A 3518-nucleotide genomic window follows, 5' to 3' on the forward strand; every position below is an offset into this window, starting at 1 on the left:
ACCGTCACCTACGAATTGTTGGTGACCCGCGGCTTCCGCTCCATCGGCGTGGACGACATCACCACCGCCGCCGGGCTCAGCCACGGCACCTTCTACAACTACTTCGCCAACAAGCGGGACATCCTCGACGCGGTCATCGACCACTGCTTCACCCTCCTGCGCGCCCACCTCCTGGGCCCCGAAGGCGACGACGCCCCCGAGACGATGGATGCCTTCTGCGCCCGCTACGCCCGGGTGATCGACCGCTGCTACGACCTGGTTGCCACCGAGCCCGGTCTGGTCAACTTCTTCCTGCTCGAAGCCTCGTCCATTGACGCCCGCGTCCTGGACCGCTGCCTGCACAACGCCCGCACCTACGCCGCCCAATCCGTAGACAAGATCCGCCACGGCATCGCCCAGGGCTTCCTCAACCCCGAGCTGGACCCGGACATAGCGGGCGAGGTCCTGCTCTCGGTCCTGGTCTCGGCGTTGCTCTCCGCGCTCCGAGCGGGCGCCGACGGGCTCACCCAGGACCGCGTCCGCACGCAACTGACGACCTTCCTCCGCTCCGCCCTGGCCCCGCCGTGACCGGCCGGGTGGAAGACTGGCGGGATGGCGATGATGGGCGCTTGGCGGGTGGATGTGCCGGGGGCGGTCGACGAGGGGCCGGTGCGGTTCGAACGGGTGGAGGTGCCTGCGCCGGGCACCGGCGAACTGCTCGTGCGGGTGCTGGCCTGCGGGGTGTGCCGGACCGATCTGCATGTGGTCGAGGGCGACTTGCCGGTGCATCGCGAGCATGTCGTTCCGGGGCACGAGGTTGTCGGGGAAGTGGTCGCGATCGGGGACGGGGGAGAAGGAGAGTTCCGGGTCGGGGACCGGGTGGGGATCGCGTGGTTGCGGCACACCTGCGGGGTGTGCCGGTACTGCCTGCGCGGGAATGAGAATCTGTGTCCGGAATCGCGGTACACCGGATGGGACGCGGATGGCGGATATGCCGAATTCGCCACCGTGCCAGCGGGTTACGCGCTGCCGCTGCCCGAGGGCTACAGTGACGCCTCACTCGCGCCGCTGCTGTGCGCGGGCATCATCGGCTACCGCGCGCTGCAGCGGGCCGCTCTCCCCGAGGGTGGGCGGCTCGGGATCTACGGGTTCGGTGGCAGCGCACACCTCGCGGCGCAGGTGGCCCTGGCTCAGGGCGCGGAAGTGCACGTGATGACCCGCGACAAGAAGGCGCGGGATCTCGCGATGGAGCTCGGCGCGGCGTCGGCGCAGGGGGCCGCGGAGGCGCCGCCGGTGGCGTTGGATTCGGCGATTCTCTTTGCGCCGGTGGGGGATCTGGTGTTGCCGGCGCTCGAGGCCCTCGATCGGGGTGGGGTGTTGTCGATCGCCGGGATTCACCTCAGCGATATACCGGTGCTGAACTATCAGCGACATCTGTTCCAGGAGCGGGAGATTCGGTCGGTGACCGCCAATACCCGGGCGGACGCGCGGGAGTTTCTGGCGTTCGCGGGGCGGCATCGGCTCGAGGTGACCGTGCAGCCCTATCCGCTGGCGGAAGCCGACCGGGCGCTGCGGGATCTGAAGAACGGGCGCTTCGCGGGAGCCGCCGTGCTGATGCCTACTTCTGCAGCGTGAACTGCATGACGTCGAGGTGGCCTGCCCGGAAGTAGTGGGCGCAGCCGGTGAGGTACTTGAGATAGCGCTGGTAGACCTCCTCGGAGGTCAGGTGGACCGCTTCGGTGTGGTGGGTTTCCAGCGCCTGCGCCCACAGGTCGAGGGTGCGGGCGTAGTGGGGCCGCAATGATTGGATGCGGGTGGTGCGGAAACCGGCGGCCTCGGCCTCGCGGGGGACGGTTTCGGGCTGCGGGAGTTGGCCGCCGGGGAAGATCTCGCGCTTCATGAAGATGTGGAACAGGGCGTCCTCGCGGGTGACGGGGATGTCGGCGGCGCGGAGTTCGGCGAGGGTGCGGCCGATGATGGTGTGCAACAGCATGCGGCCGTCGGCGGGCAGCAGGCGGTGGCAGCGGGTGAAGAATTCGGCGTAGCGCTGTTTGCGGAAGTGCTCGAACGCGCCGATGCTGACGATGCGGTCGGCGGTGCCGTCGAATTCCTCCCAACCCTGCAGGCGCACTTCGGCTTCGGTGATGCCGAGCTCTCGCAGCCGGGCCTGGACATGATCGAACTGATTGCGGCTCAGGGTGAGTCCGATGACGCGCACGCCGTAGGTCAGCACCGCGCGGATCATGGTCGAGCCCCACCCGCAGCCGATATCGAGCAGCGTCATACCGGGCTCGAGCTCCAGTTTGCCGAGCGCCAAATCGATCTTGGCCTGTTGCGCCTGCTCGAGGCTCATGCTCGCGCGCTCGAAGAACGCGCAGCTGTAGGTCATGGAGGGGTCGAGGAACAGCGAGTAGAAGTCGTCGGACAGGTCGTAATGCGACTGCACCTGCCGGTAGAAGGGTGCGAGCTGGGCCATGGCGGAACTCTCCTGGGGCGGGCCGAGATCCGAGGGGAGGACATCGGGTGGACACCAGGACATACGAGGCGGACCCGTCGCCGGTTCTATAGCCATGACACACCGGCAACACGCCGGGTTTTTCACTCCGAGTTTCCGATTCGAGCCCGGCGTAACGGCGACGGCTGCTTTCCTGATGTGGAGTGCAGCATCGCTTCAGCAAACACAATTCGGAGGGTTGGGGACCAGCCATGCACCGCACCGGACACGAAGAGGTCCAATCTGGCAGGCCTTGGCTGTGGACAATCCTGGCGGGAGCGGTGGTGGTCGGACTGGCCACGTGGTGGATCAAACCGCAGTCACTGAGCTGTCACGCCGCCACACCCACCACAACCGTCATCACGGTTCCCGCGGCGATCCCGCCGAGTTCGGTTATTCCTCAGCAGATTCAGACCCCGGCGGCACAACCGGAACGGGAACCGGGTGAGGCCCGCTACTACGCCTTCAGTCAGGGCGTGGCCTGCTCGCTGCCGGATCTGCCGTTGGACGGTTACTACGTCGGAGTCCCGACCGGTAAGTACGACGGTTCCGCCCCCTGCGGCTCCTACGTCGACATCGACGGCCCGCTCGGCAGCGTCCGCGCCGAGGTGGTGGACCGGTGCCCGGCCTGCGGCCCCAACCAATACGATTTGAGCCGTTCGGCTTTCGAGGCCATCGCCAACAGCACCGACGGCGTCGCGCAGATCCACATCAGCCAGGTCCGCGACCCCAACCCGGCCCCCGAGCTGGTGTACCGCATCGAGCAGAGCTCCTCGCCCAGCTGGATCTCGATCCTGTTCTCCGGCACCGGAAATCCCCTCGCGCAAGTCTCCTTGCGACCGGAATCCGGCGGCGACTACCTGCCCCTGCGCCGCGGCAACGACAACTACTGGAGCATTTCCGGCGCGGGCCCGGGCCCCTTCACCGCCCAGGTCACCGACGTCTACGGCCACGCCGCCTTCGTCTCCGGCATCACGCTCGATCCGGGGCAGTTGCGGCACACCGGAATTCGTCTCTACGAGATCCCCGTCGACCAGCCCACCAC

At 67.6% G+C, this 3518-nt stretch carries 4 protein-coding genes; 3 read left to right on the forward strand and 1 reads right to left on the reverse strand.

Annotated elements, in window-relative coordinates; translation table 11 throughout:
- Together ACAM49_RS39245 and ACAM49_RS39250 are read left to right on the forward strand one after the other, a co-directional pair.
- Positions 1 to 567 (forward strand): TetR/AcrR family transcriptional regulator (locus ACAM49_RS39245; RefSeq protein WP_369640584.1); only part of this gene is annotated, 567 nt, incomplete at its 5' end.
- Positions 568 to 600: 33 nt separating this feature from the next.
- The gene (locus ACAM49_RS39250; RefSeq protein WP_369640587.1) at positions 601 to 1614 is read left to right on the forward strand and encodes a zinc-binding alcohol dehydrogenase family protein; all 1014 of its coding nucleotides are present in this window, start codon (positions 601 to 603) and stop codon (positions 1612 to 1614) included.
- On the opposite strand, the gene ACAM49_RS39255 is transcribed toward ACAM49_RS39250, so the two are convergent.
- Complete coding sequence (locus ACAM49_RS39255; RefSeq protein WP_369640585.1) at positions 1598 to 2455, reverse strand: cyclopropane mycolic acid synthase family methyltransferase; 858 nt, start codon at positions 2453 to 2455, stop codon at positions 1598 to 1600. The genes ACAM49_RS39250 and ACAM49_RS39255 overlap by 17 nt on opposite strands.
- A gap of 230 nt (positions 2456 to 2685) precedes the next feature.
- Here ACAM49_RS39255 and ACAM49_RS39260 point away from each other — a divergent pair.
- Positions 2686 to 3518, forward strand: an 833-nt coding sequence (locus ACAM49_RS39260; protein WP_369640586.1) for an expansin EXLX1 family cellulose-binding protein, incomplete at its 3' end; no start/stop codon positions are given.

Source organism: Nocardia sp. JMUB6875 (genome assembly GCF_041154655.1).
Taxonomy (GTDB): domain Bacteria; phylum Actinomycetota; class Actinomycetes; order Mycobacteriales; family Mycobacteriaceae; genus Nocardia.